General features: G+C 69.4%; 15 protein-coding genes. 5 read left to right on the top strand and 10 right to left on the bottom strand.

What is annotated here, in order from left to right; genetic code table 11:
* Positions 1-9 precede the first annotated feature (9 nt).
* The 3 genes from ACLFA2_RS07935 to ACLFA2_RS07945 are packed head-to-tail and all read left to right on the top strand — an operon-like array spanning position 10 to position 1,765.
* Positions 10-726 carry a helix-turn-helix transcriptional regulator gene (locus ACLFA2_RS07935; RefSeq protein ID WP_426622356.1) on the top strand — a complete coding sequence of 239 codons (717 nt, stop codon included), beginning with the start codon at positions 10-12 and terminating at the stop codon, positions 724-726.
* The gene (locus ACLFA2_RS07940; RefSeq protein ID WP_235045230.1) at positions 723-1,361 is read left to right on the top strand and encodes a bifunctional 4-hydroxy-2-oxoglutarate aldolase/2-dehydro-3-deoxy-phosphogluconate aldolase; all 639 of its coding nucleotides are present in this window, start codon (positions 723-725) and stop codon (positions 1,359-1,361) included. The genes ACLFA2_RS07935 and ACLFA2_RS07940 overlap by 4 nt, the downstream gene beginning before the upstream one ends.
* The gene (locus ACLFA2_RS07945; protein ID WP_021200170.1) at positions 1,358-1,765 is read left to right on the top strand and encodes a rhodanese-like domain-containing protein; all 408 of its coding nucleotides are present in this window, start codon (positions 1,358-1,360) and stop codon (positions 1,763-1,765) included. Before ACLFA2_RS07940 ends, ACLFA2_RS07945 begins: the two co-directional genes overlap by 4 nt.
* Before the next feature lie 149 nt (positions 1,766-1,914).
* On the opposite strand, the gene ACLFA2_RS07950 is transcribed toward ACLFA2_RS07945, so the two are convergent.
* From ACLFA2_RS07950 to ACLFA2_RS07970, 5 genes are all read right to left on the bottom strand, one after another.
* The gene (locus tag ACLFA2_RS07950; RefSeq protein WP_040569748.1) at positions 1,915-3,390 is read right to left on the bottom strand and encodes a lipase maturation factor family protein; all 1,476 of its coding nucleotides are present in this window, start codon (positions 3,388-3,390) and stop codon (positions 1,915-1,917) included.
* A 149-nt stretch (positions 3,391-3,539) separates the two neighbouring features.
* Positions 3,540-4,748, bottom strand: coding sequence for an ABC transporter permease (locus tag ACLFA2_RS07955; protein WP_426622357.1), 1,209 nt, complete (start codon positions 4,746-4,748; stop codon positions 3,540-3,542).
* On the bottom strand, positions 4,745-5,455 hold the full coding sequence (locus ACLFA2_RS07960) for an ABC transporter ATP-binding protein (RefSeq protein ID WP_029265630.1): 711 nt from the start codon (positions 5,453-5,455) through the stop codon (positions 4,745-4,747). Before ACLFA2_RS07960 ends, ACLFA2_RS07955 begins: the two co-directional genes overlap by 4 nt.
* Positions 5,452-6,507: a peptidoglycan-binding protein gene (locus ACLFA2_RS07965; protein WP_426622358.1), complete on the bottom strand. Its 1,056-nt coding sequence runs from the start codon at positions 6,505-6,507 to the stop codon at positions 5,452-5,454. Before ACLFA2_RS07965 ends, ACLFA2_RS07960 begins: the two co-directional genes overlap by 4 nt.
* Positions 6,504-7,262: a hypothetical protein gene (locus tag ACLFA2_RS07970; protein ID WP_426622359.1), complete on the bottom strand. Its 759-nt coding sequence runs from the start codon at positions 7,260-7,262 to the stop codon at positions 6,504-6,506. The genes ACLFA2_RS07965 and ACLFA2_RS07970 overlap by 4 nt, the downstream gene beginning before the upstream one ends.
* A gap of 136 nt (positions 7,263-7,398) precedes the next feature.
* On the opposite strand from ACLFA2_RS07970, the gene ACLFA2_RS07975 reads away from it, so the two are divergent.
* Together ACLFA2_RS07975 and ACLFA2_RS07980 are read left to right on the top strand one after the other, a co-directional pair.
* Positions 7,399-8,064: a response regulator transcription factor gene (locus ACLFA2_RS07975; protein WP_021200164.1), complete on the top strand. Its 666-nt coding sequence runs from the start codon at positions 7,399-7,401 to the stop codon at positions 8,062-8,064.
* 5 nt (positions 8,065-8,069) lie between these two features.
* Complete coding sequence (locus ACLFA2_RS07980) at positions 8,070-9,347, top strand: sensor histidine kinase (protein ID WP_297557089.1); 1,278 nt, start codon at positions 8,070-8,072, stop codon at positions 9,345-9,347.
* Between the two features lie 6 nt (positions 9,348-9,353).
* Here the strand turns inward: ACLFA2_RS07980 and ACLFA2_RS07985 are convergent, their stop codons facing one another.
* Genes ACLFA2_RS07985 through ACLFA2_RS08005 form a run of 5 tightly spaced genes read right to left on the bottom strand, consistent with a single transcriptional unit; the run spans position 9,354 to position 14,447 of the window.
* Positions 9,354-10,208, bottom strand: a complete 855-nt coding sequence (locus ACLFA2_RS07985) for an ABC transporter ATP-binding protein (RefSeq protein WP_051667784.1) — start codon at positions 10,206-10,208, stop codon at positions 9,354-9,356.
* Complete coding sequence (locus ACLFA2_RS07990; protein WP_426622360.1) at positions 10,205-10,999, bottom strand: ABC transporter ATP-binding protein; 795 nt, start codon at positions 10,997-10,999, stop codon at positions 10,205-10,207. Before ACLFA2_RS07990 ends, ACLFA2_RS07985 begins: the two co-directional genes overlap by 4 nt.
* A gap of 3 nt (positions 11,000-11,002) precedes the next feature.
* Entirely contained in the window at positions 11,003-11,851 is an 849-nt protein-coding gene (locus tag ACLFA2_RS07995; RefSeq protein ID WP_426622361.1) for an ABC transporter permease, read from the bottom strand.
* A complete protein-coding gene (locus ACLFA2_RS08000; protein ID WP_029258835.1) occupies positions 11,848-12,798 on the bottom strand; it encodes an ABC transporter permease in 951 nt (316 codons plus the stop codon). The genes ACLFA2_RS07995 and ACLFA2_RS08000 overlap by 4 nt, the downstream gene beginning before the upstream one ends.
* Before the next feature lie 5 nt (positions 12,799-12,803).
* The gene (locus ACLFA2_RS08005) at positions 12,804-14,447 is read right to left on the bottom strand and encodes an ABC transporter substrate-binding protein (protein ID WP_136024581.1); all 1,644 of its coding nucleotides are present in this window, start codon (positions 14,445-14,447) and stop codon (positions 12,804-12,806) included.
* Positions 14,448-14,467: the final 20 nt, after the last annotated feature.

Consider the following 14,467-nt stretch of genomic DNA (forward strand, 5'->3'; position numbering starts at 1 on the left):
AGTCACAGAATGTCGACATCGACGACAGCAGAGAACGCGGTTGCAGCCCTGGCCGATGATCTCGCACGGGAGACGTACGAGAGTGCAGAAGAGGTCCTCCGCCTCTATCGACCCGTGCTCCGTGCCCTCGCCACCGCGGCCGGACCGACCGTCGAAGTCGTGCTCCACAATCTCGACGGCACCGACGTCGACCTGGGTCACACGATCATGGCCATCGAGAACGGGCACGTCACCGGGCGCGCTGTCGGGGGCCCCTCGACCTCTCTCGGTCTGGACGTGCTCAAGGACCGCCGGGGGAACCACGACGCCTTCGGCTACACCGGCTACACCAGCGACGGGCGGGAACTGCGCTGTTCCTCGGTCTACTTCCACAATGGCGCCGGCGACATCATCGCGTCGCTGTGCGTGAATGTCGACCTCAGCCCGCTGCTCCTCGCCCGCAAGACGCTCGACGCGCTCCTCCCGGCGTCCGTACCCGCGAACGCTCCGAAGGAGCACTTCGGCGCCGACCTCGTGTCGGTGATGGATTCGATGATCACCGAAGCCATCCGCGAGATCGGGCGACCCCTCGAGAGCATGTCGCGCGATGACAAGATCACCGTGCTGGAGCGGCTGGATCAGCGTGGTGCCACACAGATGCGCAAGTCGGTGGAGGCCATCGCCAAGCGCCTGGGCATCTCCCGGGTGACCGCCTACTCGTACCTCGAAGAGGCCAGGACGCGATGACAGGACCGACAGGGAACATGATGGACAACTCCGGCTTTGATGCGATCTTCGGTGGCACGCGCCTGATGGCGATCCTGCGCGGCATGGGGGCGGAGCGCAGCCTCGCCCTGTCGACCACCGCGTGGAACCTCGGGATCGACGTCGTAGAACTCCCCATCCAGACCCCCGACGACGTCGAGGCGCTGCGCGTGGTCGCCGCCGCCGGACGCACGCGTGGCAAGGCCGTCGGCGCCGGCACTGTGGTCTCGGCCGAGCATGTCGCGCAGGCGCTCTCCGCCGGCGCCACGTTCACCGTCAGCCCCGGGCTCGATCTCGACGTCGTGCGCGCCTCGCACGAGGCCGGAATGCTCAGCCTTCCCGGTGTCGCCACGGCCAGCGAGGTGCAATCCGCCACTTCCGCGGGACTCACCTGGCTCAAGGCCTTCCCCGCGTCGGTACTCGGTCCGCAGTGGCTCACGGCGATGAACGGCCCCTTCCCCCAGGCACGATTCGTGACCACGGGTGGCATGAACGCGGTCAACGCCGCCGAGTACCTCGACGCCGGCGCCCATGTCGTCGCCGTCGGCTCGGCGCTGGAAGACCCCGCGCAGCTGCCGCAGCTCGCCGCGCTGCTCGGTGCGGGCGCGCGGCGATGAGCTCTCTCGACGCGAGGCTCGCCTACGTCGACGCGCGTCTCGCGTACGAGATCGATGTGGTCGCCGCCCGCGAAGCCGTGGCCGCCGGAGAGGCGGTGCTGGTCGATACGCGGCGCCTCGAGTCGTGGGATCACGGCCACATCGCCGGGGCGGTGCATCTGCCCACGAGCGACGTCGACGCACGGCTCACAACGCTTCCCCGCGATCGCACGCTCATCGTCTACGGCTGGGGCCCCGGGTGCAACGGCGCCACCTCGACCGCCCGAGTACTGCTCGCCACCGGGTTCGATGTCCGCGAGCTGCTCGGCGGCTACGAGTACTGGGTGCGCAACGGCTTCGAGGTCGAGTCGTCCGGGGTCGTCTCCCGGCGTCGTCCCGACCCTCTGGTCACGGCCGAGCCCTGACGGCGTCCCGGCCCGTCCGCCCTCCGTTCCGGTCGCACTTACTGTCGCCAAAAGGCCGCCGGCGCGACAGAAAGTGCGACCGGAACGAGGGTGCGGGAGCGCCGGAGGGGACGGAGCTGGAGGGAAGGGACCGAGGACTGGGGGAGGCGTCACCGGAGCCCGAAGGGCGCAAGCACCACACGGCGGCCCGTGCGCACCCAGACCGCACCGTCGGCCTTCTTTTCGGCGCGGGTGGCGAAGCGGTAGCGGTACGACACCGCACGCACCCACCGCGGTCTTTCGCCCTCGAACGGGTCGATGCGCAGCAGCGCGAGGGTCGGAGCATCCGCTTCCAGCAACCGCACCAGGAACGCGGTGAACCAGTCGTCGAGCGAATGCCCGAGCGGAAGGAACCACATCAGCCAGTCGAGCCGCAGATGGTAGGGAGCGAACTGTCGCGGCATCCTGCGCACATCACCGGGCTTGCCCCGGAACTCGTACTCGCGCCACTCCATCCCCTCTTCGTCGGCTGAGCCCTCGACGATGATCTCGATGCGCTCCTTCGTGACCGTGCCGAATGCGCCGTAGGCGTTGGCGAGCTGCCAGCGGTTGAAGCTCGCGTTCATCAGCTGCCGCCGCGCGAAGAGGTTGCGCAGCGCCGGCACGCTCAGCACGACATACAGCAGCCCGACCGCCGAGGTGACCACGACCCAGGCCAGCGGCATCCCGTCGATGATCCAGGGAGGATCGGTCCGCGGCGCGGCCACAGGCATCCCGACTCCCGGCAGCCCGATCACGGAGAACGCGATGACCATCGTCGCCGCGTTCAACCACGCGAAGTTTCCGGTGACGACGAGCCACAGCTGCGTCAGGATCACGATGGATGCCGCCACCGCACCGACGACCTGCGGCACCGGGCCGCGCACCCACAGCGACAGGACCGGCGCGAACAGGAAGATCGGCACGACCAGCTGCGCGAAGTGGTTGCCCAGCACCTCGCCGCGATGGAACCAGCGCGGCAGCAGATGCGCCTGCCTGCTGAGCGGACCCGGCATGGGCTGCGTCTCATGGTGGTACATGAGTGCCGTCAGGTCGCGCCATTCGCGTCCGCCGCGGATCTTGATCATCCCGGCACCGAACTCGAGCCGGAAGACCAGCCACCAGAACAGGACGATCACGACGGTGGGCGGCGGCTGATCGCCCGAGCCGAGGAACGCCGCGAGGAACCCCGCCTCCAGCAGCAGCATCTCCCACCCGAACGAGTAGAACGTCTGCCCGATACTGACGATCGACATGTACCCGAGCCACAGCGCGAGGAAGCACAGCATCGGAACCCACGGCGGCCCCCACTGCGGGATGCCGACCACGAGAAGTGCCGCGACCACGATGCCGGCCGCGCACAGCAGCACGAGGCGGCGGTCGGTATAGCGGATGCGCGAGAACAGGGTCGGATGCAGCATCCGTCGTCTCGCCTTGTCGCGGCCGACCCATTCGAGCAGCGCCGGCGCGGGAAGCAGTCCGTGTTCGCCCAGCAGCGGCCGGAACTGGTTCAGGCTGGAGACGAACGCGACGAGGTACATCGCCGCGATGCCGCGCTGCAGCACCTCACGCGCGAATCCGAAGTCGACCGCCGCGAACCCGTCCACGGCCACAGGCTACGCCCGGGCTCGTGAACGGGTCAGGGGGTTGCACCGCGTCGGGAGGAGGTCTCCGCGTCGGGAGGAGGTCTCCGCGTCGGGAGGAGCCTCGAGGTCGAGATCTCCGCCCGAACGCGAGATCTCCTCCCACCGCGCGCTCACACCGTGCGCAGCGCCGACGTGGGCGAGAGGCGGGCGGCGCTGATCGCCGGATACAGCCCCGCGATCACACCGACCACCAGCGCCACGGCCGGGCCCCCGACGAGCACCACGAGGGGTATCGTCGCCGCCTGCCCCTGGATGCCGGCGTAGACGAACACCCCCGCGGCCCCCAGCAGCAGACCGGCGACGCCCCCCAGGCCGCCGAGCACGATCGCCTCCGCCACGAACTGACCCGCGATCTGACCCGAACGCGCGCCGAGCGCCCGCCGGAGTCCGATCTCGCCACGCCGCTCCAGCACCGCCACCACCATGGTGTTCGCGATGCCGATCCCTCCGACCAGCAGCGCGATCGCCGCGAGACCGACCGCGAGGCCGGACAGCGAGTCATCCGCGGTGTCCCGCGCCCCGGCGAGGTCGCCGAGTCCGGTCACCTGCACATACGGGGACGACGGATTCGCGGCGCGGGCGATCGCGTCTCGGACCTTCTCGCCCGTGCCGCCGTCGGCCATGCGCACGTAGATCGAGGCGATCGTGTCATCGCCCTTCGCCGACACGTGCTCGGCCGCCCAATGATCGCCGAGGAAGGCACTCGCGTCGATGTCCTCCGCGAGCCCAGCCGAGTCGAGGATCCCGATCACGGTGTACCACTGCTCGCCGATCCACACCCGCACGCCCGGCTCCGTGATGCCCATGCGCGCAGCTGTCGCTGACCCGAGCACGGTCACCGGCAGGGAGCGGTCGGTCTCGTCGAACCACGACCCCTTCGCGACCGATCCCTCCACGGACGAGAGGAAGTCGGGACTCGCCGCATACGCGGTCAGCCCGTTGCCCTGGCTCTTCGGCATGAGGTCGTTGCGATACACGCCGGTACCGTCCGGCACCTTCTCGAGCACCCCGACCTGCTCCACCCCCGTCACCCGCTCGATCATCCCGCCGGCCGTCTCGGGCAGTGCGACCGGTTTGTTGTCCGGCCCGTACCCCGGCTGCACCACGATCATGTTGGCGCCGAGCGCGTCGAGCTTGGCCAACAGCTCCGCCTGGTTCGATGCGGCGATGCCCGTGATGGCGGTGAGTGCCGCGATGCCCACGGCGACGCCGAGCGCCGACAGGGCCGTGCGCATCTTGCGGCTGCGCGGTCCGATGAGCGCCGTGCGGATGCTGTCCGCGACGCTCAGCCGCGGCATCCGCTCCCCTCGGCGCCTCATGCCGCGACCTCTTCCCGATCCGGTGAGCCCGTATCGCTCACGATGCGTCCGTCGTGGATGCCGACCTGCCGCTGCGTGCGCTCCGCGATGTGCGGGTCATGAGTGATGATCACGACCGCAGTGCCGGAGTCGGCGATCGAGGTGAGGAGTTCGAGGATGCGTTCGCCCGTGGTGGAGTCGAGCGCCCCCGTGGGCTCGTCGGCGAAGAGCACCGACGGATTCCCGACGATCGCACGGGCGATGGCCACCCGCTGCTGCTCCCCGCCGGAGAGCTGCCCGGGCCGGTGCTTCATGCGGGCGCCGAGACCGACCCGTTCCAGGGCGGCCGCGGCACGCACCGAGCGCTCCGCCGCGGGCACTCCCGAGTAGAGGAGCCCGAGCGCCACGTTGTCGACCGCGCTGAGCGCCGGCAACAGGAAGAACTGCTGGAACACGAACCCGATGCGGCGAGCGCGCAGCACCGCCCGCTCGCGCTCGGCGAGGGCTGCGGCATCCGTCCCGTCGATCAGCACGGTGCCGCTGGTGGGATCGTCGAGCGTACCCATGATCGAGAGCATCGTGCTCTTGCCGGATCCGGATGCCCCGACCACTGCGACCAGTTCTCCGCTCTCGATCGCGAGACTCATGCCGTGCAGCACGCGCAGCGGCGGACTTCCCGGATACTCCTTGATCACGTCGACGAGCTCGACCACGGTGTCCGGTGTCATTGCGCCACCACCACGGCGTCGCCGGCAGCGAGGTCTCCGCCCGTGACCTGCACCTTGGTGTCGGCGATCAGTCCGACCTCCACGGCGACCCGTTCGACCTTGCCGCCCTTGCGCAGCACGTCGACCGCATAGCCTCCGTCGGTCGTCGCCACCAGGGCGGTGACCGGCACGACCAGCGCGTCCTTCACCTCCGAGGTCGCGAACACGACCTTGACCGCACGCAGTCCGATGCCCTCGGCGACGGCCGGATCGTCGAACTCTACGTTCGCCGTGGCGGGCGTCGTCTCGCCCTCCTTCTCGGTCGGCTGACCACCGGGGTCGACGGCGGTCACCGTCGCGGGCACCTCCGTCCCGTCCGGCAGCACCACGGTCACCCGGGTCCCCGGCAGGATCTCGCGGGCCTGCGCGTCGGTGAGCTTGGCGACCACACGCAGGGTGGTGCTGGTGTAGGTCAGCGGACTCGTCCCGGCGGGGTCTCCCAGCTTTCCCTTCACCGACTCGATGCGCACCGATGCGGCGGTGATCGCGACCACGTCTCCCAGCTTCACGATGCCGTCCTGCGGCACCCCGAGCGACTTCTGCCAGGCCTTGACGTTGGTCTCCGTGACCGCGGTGAACTCGTCGTCCACCGTCATGTTCCTGCCGAAGCCGAGGTCGGCGAGCGCCTGCTCCAGCTGGCGCACATCCGGGCCCTTCTCGACGCCGACGCCGAGGTCGCGCCAGAACGGACGGTCGCCGCGCATCGCGATCACCGGCTTCCCGTCGACCTCGTAGATCGCCTGTCCGACGCCGATCACCTCACCCGCGGTGGGCAGGCGTGTGATGGTCCCCCCGCGCCCCGGCAGCGCGATGGACGCTCCGTAGCTGAGGGTGCCGTTCAGCCGCAGGTCGGAGGTCAGCGTGGTGAGCTCGGCCGTGGCGGTGACCGGCTTCTCGGCGTCGTCCGGAGACTCGGCCACCGAGCTCCACGGCTGCAGCACTGCGAGTGCCACCGCCGCGGCCACGAGCAGCACCCCGACCGGCAGCAGCACCTTCGTCACCCGGCGGCTCATTCCTCGCCTCCGGAGGGCATGACGGTCGCCGCAGTGAAGGCGCCTTCGAAGTATTCGCTCATCAGGGCGAACCAGTCGAAGTCGACGGCTTCGATGCTCTCCTGCGTGAACATGGGCGGCATGTCGCCCGCCTTCTCCGCACACGCCTCGAGGAGGGTGCGCGCCTCGTCTTCGGTGATGCCCGTCGGCAGCGTCAGCATGCCGTCGGAGCCCGGGTCGGCGAAGTCGGTGAAGCCGTTGTCCCGTGCGCACGACGCGAAGGCGAGCCCGGCCTCCGTGAGCTCCTCGGGGGAGATCATCTGCGTCTCGGCGCCCGCCCTCATCGAGATGTCCGGCTCCGGCTGCGTGAACTCGGGGACCTTCTCCTCGCACGCCTCCCACGCCGCGCGCTGGCCGCCGTCCTCGGGGTAGCCGGATGCAGCTGTCGAAGCCATCCACGTGCCGTCGTCGTCCGTGAAGATCATCGTCATCGCCATCTCCTCTCCGGCGCCGGCAGAGGCGGTACTGTCGCTCAGCGTGCCCATCGCCCCGTCACCGGGAGCATCCGGCATCAGCAGCCCGACCTGACCGCCTTCGACGATCTTCGCCGTCTGGCCCTCGTCGGTCAGGCAGCTCACGAACCGCGCAGCGGCCGCATCGTTCGCTCCGTCCTTCGCCTTGTCGTCCCCGGACGGGGCGGTGCACGCAGAGAGCGCGAAGAGCGCCACGACAGCGGGCATCACCACCATGGACCGGCGTGCTTTCGAGTCGAACATGACTTTCCCTTTCTCGCGGTCGCAGCTCGTCCGCGACGTGCAGTCAGTTCTACGGATGCGCTGGTTTGCTGGGGGTATGACGGCGCCTAACCGGAAACTAACCGCGCACCGCGCACCCTCGGAGACGGGAGGTGCCATGCGACTGCTGCTGGTGGAAGACGAGGCCGACCTGGCCGACACCCTCGCCGACGGCCTGCGCCGGGAGGGATACCTCGTCGACGTGGCGCGCGATGGGGCGAGCGCCCTGACCGCCGCCGCATCGAACGATGTGGACGTGATCGTGCTCGACCGCGACCTGCCCGTGCTGAGCGGCGATGCCGTGTGCCGCACCCTCGTGGCGCAGGAGTACCCGGCGCGCATCCTGATGCTCACCGCCGCCGGCACCCTCAACGACCGCGTCGAGGGCCTCGACCTCGGTGCCGACGACTACCTCGCCAAGCCGTTCGCGTACGTCGAGCTGCTCGCGCGCCTGCGTGCTCTCGGCCGTCGCGGACACTCCGCGCGCGCGAGTGCGGTGCTCGAATTCGCCGGGGTACGCCTCGACGTCGTGCGGCGCATCGTGGAGCGCGACGGCACGCCGATCCGCCTCACGCTCAAGGAGTTCGGGGTGCTCGAGACGCTTCTCGCGGCGGAGGGCGGCTACGTCAGCGCCGACGATCTGCTCGACGAGGTGTGGGACGAGCCGCACGAGCGCACCCGAGGCGTGGTCAAGATCGTGGTGCACACGTTGCGCCGCAAGCTCGGGGCTCCCGAGGTCGTCCAGTCCGCGGCAGGGCACGGGTATCGAGTGGGGACGACATGAGACGCATGAGCTTCCGCACCCGGCTGGTCGTCACCATCGCGGCCGTGTTCATCGCCGCGGGTGCCGCACTGCTCTCGGTGCAGTACCTGGTGGTGCAGTCGCTGTTCGCCTCGGCCATCGACACGACGGCCGCGACCTGCGTGCCCGCACTCTCGGTCACACAGGTCGCACCGGGGACGCCGGCCGCGGACAGCACCGACATGAGCGGCGTCTCCCCGCTCACCGAGAGCGGCGATCTCCTCTACGGCACGACCGGCACCGGATGCGCCTACTTCGCCGAGACCGCCGATGTCACCGGCTTCGCGGTGGCCACGCCGATGCAGACCGTCGCGCTCGACGCCGTGGAAGGAGCGGTGCTGCAGCAGTCGACGTTCCTCGCGGACGAGGTCGGCAGCGGGCTCCTCCTGTGGTCGATCGTGGTGCTCGTCGCCTTCACCGGTGTCGCCGCCGCGATCGCGTTCTGGCTCGCACGGCGCTCACTTGACCGCATCGGAGAGGTCACCGCCGCAGCCCGCGACATCTCGGAGCGCGACCTCGGGCGCCGCCTCGATCTGCCGGGCCCCGACGACGAGATCAAGGAGCTGGGCGACACGATCGACGGGATGCTCGACCGGCTGCAGTCGGCGTTCACCGCGCAGGATCGCTTCGTGGCCAACGCCTCGCACGAGCTGCGCACCCCGCTGACCACGACCAGGACCGCCCTGGAGATCCCGCTCGAACAGGGGGCGGTGCCGGCGGACCTGCAGGCCAACATGCAGCGCGCGCTGCGGGCCACCGAGCAGAGCGAGCGTCTCATCACGGCCCTGCTCGCCCTCGCCCGCGCCCGCACCGGGCTGGACGAGGTCGAACCGGTGCAGCTGCGCACGCTCATCGAGGACCAGGTCGACGACCTCGACGCCCAGGAGATCGAGGTGCACGCGAACCTGCGCGACCTCACGGTCGAGGGCGATGCGGTGCTGCTGGCCAGGGCCGTGCGCAACCTGCTCGAGAACGGCATCCGCCACAACGTGCCCGGCGGTGAGCTGTGGGTGCGATGCCGGCGGGAACGCGGACGAGCCGTCATCGAGGTCGAGAACACCGGGACGCCGATCACCCCTGCCACCGTGCAGCTGCTCACCGAGCCGTTCTACCGTGGCGATGCGAGTCGCACCTCGGCCGGCCCGGACGGCACCGGGCTGGGACTCGCGATCGTGCAGAGCATCGCCAAGACCCATGGCGGCGAGGTGCGTCTGCGCGCCCGCAAGGGCGGCGGCCTGATCGCCGCGATCGTCCTCCCGCTCTGACCCGACCTACCTCCGGTCGCCCCGACCGACGACCTCCATGCGTTGCGTGAAGGTCATCCGGTCCTGCACGACCCGCTCCGGGTCCCACCCCGGGCCGGGCGTCGAGGCGATGAGGAGCTGCGAGTACGGGTGTTGCGGGCTTCGCAGCACCTGGCCGGTCTCTCCCTGTTCGACCACCGTGCCGCGGAACAGCACGAGCACGCGGGAGCAGAGCTCGCGGATGACGGCGAGGTCGTGACTGACGAACAGATAGCTCACCCCCGACTCGCGCTGGATCTCGGCGAGGAGTTCGAGCACCTGCGCCTGCACGGAGACATCGAGTGCGGACACGGCCTCGTCGAGCACGACGAGGCGCGGAGACACCGCCAGTGCGCGCGCGATCGCGACGCGCTGCCGCTGACCGCCCGACAGCTCATGCGGCTTCGCGTCGGCGTGCCGCTCGGTCAGCCGCACGCGATCCAGCAGCTCTCCGATCGTGCGGTCGATGTGCGCGCCCGCCCCCTGTTCCCTCAGACGCAGGGTGCGCCGCAACGCCTCGCGCACGGTCAGCCGTCGATCGAGCGAACCGTTCGGGTCCTGGAATACCATCTGCACCGCACGAGCCCTCGCACGGCGCTCGGCTCTGCCGCGCGGCCTGCTCAGGCGGTCGACACCGTCGATCACCGCCGACCCCGCGTCGGCGCGTTCCAGACCGACGAGGATCCGAGCGATCGTCGACTTGCCCGAACCCGATTCACCGACGAGGCCGAGCGCCTCACCCGATTCGATGGCGAAGCTCACGTTGTTCACCGCGACGACGCGCTCGGCTCCCGGACCCATCCGAAAGGCCCGATACAGCTCGGAGACCTCCACCAGACTCATGACGCCTCCTTCGTGTCGAGCACCGGGGCCGCGGCGATCAGCGAGAGCGTGTACGGATGGACGGCGTCCGTGAACAGGCCCGGTGTCGTCAGCGTCTCGACGATCTCGCCCTGCCGCAGCACATGGATCCGATCGCAGATCGCTCCGGCGAGCGCCAGGTCGTGGGTGATGAAGAGCATGCCGAGACCGCGGTCGCGGATCTGCCGTTGGAAGATCGCGATGATCTCGGCCTGCGTCGTCACGTCGAGCGCACTCGTCGCCTCATCGGCGAGCAGGAGCGCGGGATCGGTGCTCAGTGCGGAAGCGATGACCACGCGCTGGAGCATGCCGCCTGAGAGCTCATGCGGGTACTGTCGCATTCTCCGCTCCGGGTGGGTGAGTCCCACCGCGGCGAGGAGCTGGACGATATGCGCCTCGGCGCGACCTCGTCGCCAGCCGTGCACGCGGACGAGTCGTTCGGTGAGCGAGTCCCCGATGCGCCGCACCGGATTGAGCGCGGCGCGCGGATCCTGCTGCACCAGCGAGACGGAATCGGAGCGCACTCGGCGCCGGGTGCTCCCATCGGCGGCGACCATCTGGGTGCCGTCGACGCGGATGCTCCCCTCGATCGACGCCTCATCGCCGTAGAGCGCGAGGACGGCGCGAGCCGTCGTGGACTTGCCCGAGCCCGACTCTCCCACGAGTCCGACGAGCTCACCGCGGTCCACCGTGAGGCTGACACCGGCGAGGATCCGAACCGCGTCGTCTCCTTCGCCGAAGGCCAGGTCAAGGTCCTGGATGTCGAGGAGCATCTTTCATCCCTTCGCAAGCAGTCGGTCGGCCACGCGCACCCCGGCGACGTTCACCGCGATGACGACGATGGCGATGGCGGCACCGGGGACGAGCGTGGGAAGGAACTCCCCCTGGATGATTCCGGGTTGCCCCTCCTGGACCATCAGGCCCCACTCCGAGCTCGGAGGCTGCGCCCCGAACCCGAGAAAGCTGAGCGTCGCGAGACTCATGAGGGCTTCGCCGAAGAGGACGACGAGATACCCGACGAGCGGAGGGAGCAGGTTCGGGATGACTCCGCGCACGCAGATCGTCAGGCCGCCGAGCCCCTGAACCCGGTACGCGTCGATGTAGGGCCGCGTCATCTCGCTCAGGGCCAGGCTGCGCGTGTACTTCGCGATGACCGGCGCGTATGCGAGCGCGAGCGCCACGATCGCCGTGGCCGGCCCCTTGCCGAACACGGCGATGACGAGCACGACGAAGAGCAGCCCGGGGAACGCGAACATCACGTCGGTCGCGCGGGCCAGGACCGTATCGATCCATCCGCCCCGCCACGCCGCCAGGACACCGATCGCCACTCCGAGCACGGTGGCGAGCGCGAGCAGCACCACCGGCCCGACGAGCGTTTCACCCGCTCCGATGAGGAGCCGGGAGAAGAGGTCGCGTCCGAGCTGGTCCGTGCCGAGCAGGTGCTGTGCGGTCGGCCCTTCCCAGATCGCGGCGAAGTCGACGCTGTCGGCCTGGTAGGGGGCGAGGAGCGGGGCGAACGCGGCCGCCGCCGCGATGAGTGCGAGGAGGCCGCAGGAGATCCAGAAACCGAGATCGGATCCGGACCGCCGACGGCGGCGCACCCGCGGGAGGATCACGGAGGTCATGCGGACACCGTCCTTCGTCGGATACGGGGGTCGAGCACGGGAAGAAGCAGATCGACGATCGTCGTGACGATCATGTAGGCCACGACCATGAACAGGAGCACCGCCTGCACCACCGGGAAGTCGTGCGTGTTGATCGCGTCGACGAGGAGCGAGCCGACGCCGGAGATCCCGAACACCGTCTCGACCGCGACCGTTCCGGCGATCATGCTCGCGATGACGAGCGCGACCATGGTGATGATGGGTCCCCAGGCCCCGCGCAGGACGTGATCGCGCACGATGTACCGCTCGCGGAGACCCGAGGCACGGGCGGCCTCGACGTGCTCCGAGGAGAACTGCTCGATCATGGACTGTCGTGTCACGCGGCTCACGATGGCGAGCGCGGTGATGGCGAGGGTGAGTGCCGGGAGTGTGAGCGCATACAGACGATCGAGTCCAGCGGAACCCGCACCTGCCACGGGGAACCATCGCAGTTCCACGGCGAAGAACGCGACGAAGGCGATTCCCAGCACGAAGGAGGGGATGCTCGCGGCGAGAGTCGTGAATCCGATGATGGCGGTATCGGCCGCCTTTCCTCGGCGCACGGCCGCGACGATGCCGAGGCCGATGCCGACGACGGTGAGCACGACGGCCGCGTAGGCGACGAGCGACAGGGTGATGGGCACCCTCGCCGCCAGGAGCGCGCTCACGGGCTGGTGGTACTGGAACGACTGTCCGAAGTCGCCGGTGAGGACTCCGGAGGCCCAGTGCCAGTACTGGACGAGCATCGGCTCGTCCAGGTGGTACTGGGCCCGCACGCTCGCGATCCGCTCCGGGGTCAGGTTCTCGGGGTTGCCGATGAGGAACGTGACCGGGTCACCCGGCGCTGCGTACATCGCAGCGAAGATGATGAAGGAGGCGATCACCAGCGTGAAGACCATGCCGGCGAGCTTGCGGAGCGCGAATGGCATCGTGCCTACCCCTTCGCGCTGCCGAGATCGACGGCCCACGGGTAGTAGATGAACGCCGCAGAGGCGGGGACACCCGTCACCGTCTTCGACATGATGAGCGTCGACGGCGTCGCGACGACCGGGATCCACACCGCGTGCTCCACCCAGCGCTTCTGCAGCTCTGTCGTGATCTCGGCGCGCTCGACGTCATCGGTCGCGGCGTAGCCCTCGTCCACCAGCGCATCGTATTCCGGGTCGGAGAAGACGCCGAAGTTCACGCTCGCATCGGACGCGCCGTTCTTGTAGAAGCCGAGGGGGTCGTTCTTCGAGATGTAGTACTCGTCGGGCCACAGATCGGCCTGGCCTCGGAGGTCGGGGTCGGAGTAGAAGTCGCCGTACTGCACCTGCGGGATCACGGTGATCTCCGCCTCGAGCCCGATCGATTGCGCCGCGGCGACCAGCGCATTCGCGATCACGTTGTGTGTCGAGGAGCCGTTCGAGGCGACGACGATCGGGGCGGAAGGGGCGCCGGCCTCGGCGATCAGGTCCTTGGCCGCCGCGAGATCGGCCTCGCTCGGCTTCGCGGGCGCGCCCTCGAGGGCGTCGTAGGCCTGCTCGAAGGTGTCGACCTCGTATCCCCATGCTCCCGAGCCGACGGGTGTCTTCCATGGCTGGGCGAGACCGCCGAAGGCAGCCGTGGCGACACCAGTCCGGTCGAGGGCGAGCGAGAGGGCCTGACGGATGCGCTCATCCGTCAGTGCGCCGCGATCGGTCGCTTCGAGCACCCATGCGTTCGTCGAGGGTCCTTGATAGACGGACACGTCGGCGCTGCCGATGAAACTCCGGGCGGCGCCGGCGTTCTCGAGGAACGACCCCTGGGCCTCACCGGTCGTGACCGAATTGGCTATCGCGGTCTCGTCGGCCCATCGGAAGACGACCTCGTCCGTGAGGGCGTCGACGTCGGAGTCCCAGTAGTCGGGGAACCTGGTGATGGTGAGCTGCGACCCCGCGTCCCACGACGTCACCTGGTACGGCCCGCTGCACGCGGAGGCCGAACCGGGGCTGCCGAAATCCTCTCCTTCGGCTTCGATCACACGCGGGTTCCAGACGATACCGCCATCGCCCGCCATCGCCTGGAGCAGGATCGCATCCGGCTGTGATGTCGTGACGGTGATCTGGTCGGCGCCGGTCTGCTCGATCGAGACCACGTTCCGGTACTCGTCGGATTCGGCGGCACCGTCCTCGGAATGGCGCTGCATGCTCCACACGACGTCCGCCGTGCTCACGGGGCTGCCGTCGTGGAACAGCGCCCCCTGCCTGATGGTGAAGACGAGATGGGTGTCGTCGGTCCACTCGGCGTCCGATGCCAGCCCGGGGCCGAGGGTCAGGTCGGGCTGCACCTGCATGAGCCGGTCGCAGACGTTCGCGAGAACCGTGTCGTCGGCGGTGGTCGCATCGATGTCGGCATCGAGTGTCGTCGGCTCTCCGCCGAGCATCCACGTCACGCTCTCGAGCGGGCCGGAGGCGGCGGGTGTCGTCGCGCCGAAAGGCACGTCGAGCGCGGCGTCGCCGTCTTCGCCCTTCGAGCCCGAACTGCAGCCGGCGAGCACGAATGCCGAGGCGGCGAGCACGCCGATCGTCACGGTGATGGGGTGATGCTGCTTCTTCATTGAACGCTATCTCCTCGGGT

Source organism: Microbacterium sp. As-52, assembly GCF_049949185.1.
Taxonomy (GTDB): domain Bacteria; phylum Actinomycetota; class Actinomycetes; order Actinomycetales; family Microbacteriaceae; genus Microbacterium; species Microbacterium maritypicum_A.